This is a genomic window from Alkalibacterium psychrotolerans (assembly GCF_054784355.1).
The window spans coordinates 1-3434 of record NZ_BAAGPH010000099.1 but is presented as its reverse complement, the minus strand read 5'-3'; the positions used below and the strand labels follow the sequence as shown (position 1 = coordinate 3434).

Here is a 3434-nt window from a genome sequence, read left to right as displayed (position 1 = left end):
TAGACTCTTATTAAAGGCTAACTTTTTTTAAAAATCAGTTTTTATTTAACCTGATCAATAGCTAGCATCAAACGAGCAACAAGATTTTTTTAATACATAGTTTTTCATAGATTATTGGGTGTTACCTTTTTATATGTTTCTAAAAGTTCCCAACTTAATATTATGATTTTCTAGCAACTCTTTGTAAGAGTCATCCATGAGCTCTCGAGCCATTGAGACACGATTTTTGAGTAAAGCGGAGTTCTCAAAAACTGTATCATCTAAATACCCAGGATGACACATTGCTTCAACAGTCCCGTACTTGTGATAATCTTGAATGAGTGAGTTAACAATTAAAGGTTTCCATACATCTTTAGTAGCTCCTAAATTATCTAAATCAATAAAGAATCGGTTAACTGTAGAGATGTCATCTGGAACATTAAAATTATTTCGAACTGGAAGCCTATACTTTCTTGCTAATTTGACAAACACCTCTTGTAAGGGATCAAACATATTTACATGGTGGTGTGTATCTAAATGAGAGGGATTAATACCTGCATCAAGTACACGCTTAATTTGCAGATCCCATTCTTCATATAACTCGTCTTCGTCAATTGAGAATGGACGCTCATAAAATGATAAATTTCTGAATTCACCGTCTTCTGTCAGAGAAGGAACGCTTGGGGATAGAGGACTTCCGCAAGTCAAAGTGAGGTGCACACCAATACCCAAACCCGGATTTTCTTTTGCTAATTCTGTTGCGTGTTCAAATCCAGGCATGTTTGGCATTATGGTAGTTGATGTCAATATGCCATTTTTATAGGAATCAATTATTCCAAAATTAATCGCACGGCTGTAACCAAAATCATCTGCATTTATTATCAAGACAGTCATTTAATCTCCCCCATTTTCAAGTTAAAGTTACCCAATAGTCAACATTTTTTTCCATTAGTTCATCTAATACATTTTTGGCAATAACCGCATTAGGAACAGATTGATTTAGCGTGAAAGCCTGAAGAGCTTTTTGGTAGGATTTTTCAAAGAAAGCGTCGACTAGCAGTTTTTCTGAAGCGACTTGTGCCTCCATAAGACCTTTATGAAAATCTGGAATATTTTTCCGCAGAGAAATGGGTTCAACACCATTAGAATTCACATAACAAGGCACTTCCACAACGGCATCTTCTCTAAGGTTGGGAATAGCACCTTTATTAGGCACTATGAGCATAAATCTACGATTGAGATTATTTAATATTGAAACAGCAATATCCACAATGTACTGGCCATGAGAATTACTGTTATAGTTAATATTCTCTACTGATGATGATTGTATCAATTGAACTGTTTCTTTTATTTCTTTTAATCTTCCGTCTATTATTTCATTGGCACGTGTGTAATTTGGGTTAGCGTTTTCTACAAGGACGTTCGGATAAAGGTAGTATTCTAAATAATTATTAGGAATCTGTTGAGGGAAGTCCTTCAGCATACGCTCCATTAATTTGAACGCTTTTGCCCAACTTGAATCTAAATGATCTGTCTTAAAACCATGTGTAAGTATTTTATCAATTAACTCGGGCATAATATCTTTTTTCAAAGACGTATCATAAATGGATTCATACCATCCAAAGTGATTTAGGCCATAATAGCTGGAAACCCAATGATTGCGATTGTAACCAAAAGAAGTTGACATTAATTCTTCAATTGCTATAGTCTGATCACATGCATTGACAATTTTCATATTTGGAAATTGTCTTCTTACAGCTTCAGAAATAATTGTCTCTGGATTCGTATAGTTGAGTATCCATGCATTAGGTGAATATTTTTCTATATATTCAACCATTTGAAGGAAGCCCTTCATAGATCTTAATCCATATGAAAATCCACCGACCCCACAAGTTTCTTGACCAATTATATTGTACTTAAGAGGTATCTTTTCATCGATTTCACGCATTTTGATTCCACCAACTCGTATTTGAGAAAAAATAAAATGCGCACCTTCAAAAGCTTCTTGTGGATTAGTAGTTGCTATTAGTCTTATAGCAGAATTTTCCTTTTCTAATAAGTGATGTATGATAACCTCCATATCTTTGTTTCGTACACTATTAATATCGTATAAACGCAGCTCACTTACCGGAAAATCATGTTGATTCTTTATTAGTGTAAGCACGATACCTGGAGTATATCCGCTTCCGCCACCAGCTATAGTAACAATATTGTCCATTTACTTGTCCACCTTTCTTAATTATATTACACCTTATTTTTACCATGCATATGTGATAAAATGAATAGAAACAAGAGGTATTTAAAGCGGTTTCACTTTTTGGTGGCTTTTCCATTTTATGAAACTATTTCCATGTTTTTAGGGGGTCCAAAAATGAATATAATTGAGAAGGAAATGAATAAACGTGGTGATGTATTAAGTAAAAGTGATATTCAGATTGTTAAATCTATAAATATTCATTATGAATCTATTCCTGGATTGAAAATTCAAGAGTTAGCTAACCTTTGTTTTACATCGACATCCACCTTGCATAGAATAATCATAAAGCTTGGTTTTGAAGGATTCGTTGATTTAAGATATAAAATAAAAGAGAACACAAAAATCAACGATGACTGTATAGTTCATAGTGATAACTTTTTATCTCGTATAACAAATCAGCTTGAAATGACTCAAAGGCTGAACAGTCAGGTTATCAATAGAGTAGCTCAAGCCATTCTGGAAAGTAAAGTATGCTACTGCTATGGGACAGGTTGGAAGCAAAAGCAATTTGTAAGCAACTTTTCTACTGAGCTAATACTATACAATAACCAAATGATCAATCTTCGAACAATTGATGATTTAAGAATTATACTAGAGAATAGTAGTGATGAGAAACTTATATTAATCGTTTCATTAGGGGGAGATGGGAAAGAGTATATAGATGAGCTGAAGAAGCATTCCCTAAAAAACAACACTATCGTAAGTTTGACTACAGATAGTAGTAATGAATTGGCTTCGCTATCAGATTATTCACTGTATTACAAATCTGATTCATATGATTTAAAAAAGCATTGGAGTACTATAACTTTAAATTTTTTACTTGACTATTTATTTGAATGTATTATTTCCCAAAGTTATGGAACTCGAGTAAATAATACGAGTTGTGAGAATAATCTACATTGAACGTTGACTCGAAATTCAACTGTTTTATTTGCACTTTTAGTTTTCGTGGAGAAATTCAATTTCTATGCTGAGTTTCTTCATAAGTAAAAGAATAGAATTAAACTATATTGAATAAAGTAAATAGTCCGGTAAAGGTTGGAATAATACAATCTTTACCGGCTTTTTTTTATAGTATAGGAAAGTATAAAGTTTTACCTTTTAGAAAGCCCATCACCTCAATCGCAAGTGACAATCAGTTGATTTGAAAAGAGAGGGATTGTAAGGGTATTATAAACATATGGTAAAGAAAAGAATT

At 33.1% G+C, this 3434-nt stretch carries 3 protein-coding genes; 1 reads left to right on the top strand and 2 read right to left on the bottom strand.

Annotated features, from left to right (window positions below):
- Window positions 1–129: 129 nt before the first annotated feature.
- Together ACYVLS_RS09185 and ACYVLS_RS09180 are read right to left on the bottom strand one after the other, a co-directional pair.
- Entirely contained in the window at window positions 130–873 is a 744-nt protein-coding gene (locus ACYVLS_RS09185) for a carbohydrate deacetylase (protein WP_460323805.1), read from the bottom strand.
- A 16-nt stretch (window positions 874–889) separates the two neighbouring features.
- Complete coding sequence (locus ACYVLS_RS09180; RefSeq protein ID WP_460323803.1) at window positions 890–2197, bottom strand: family 4 glycosyl hydrolase; 1308 nt, start codon at window positions 2195–2197, stop codon at window positions 890–892.
- A gap of 153 nt (window positions 2198–2350) precedes the next feature.
- Between ACYVLS_RS09180 and ACYVLS_RS09175 the strand changes: the two genes are divergently transcribed.
- On the top strand, window positions 2351–3139 hold the full coding sequence (locus tag ACYVLS_RS09175) for a MurR/RpiR family transcriptional regulator (protein WP_460323801.1): 789 nt from the start codon (window positions 2351–2353) through the stop codon (window positions 3137–3139).
- Window positions 3140–3434: the final 295 nt, after the last annotated feature.

Coding starts and splice junctions, on each gene's coding strand:
- ACYVLS_RS09185 (WP_460323805.1), bottom strand. CDS start 873: ATGACTGTCTTGATAATAAATGCAGATGATTTTGGTTACAGCCGTGCG.
- ACYVLS_RS09180 (WP_460323803.1), bottom strand. CDS start 2,197: ATGGACAATATTGTTACTATAGCTGGTGGCGGAAGCGGATATACTCCA.
- ACYVLS_RS09175 (WP_460323801.1), top strand. CDS start 2,351: ATGAATATAATTGAGAAGGAAATGAATAAACGTGGTGATGTATTAAGT.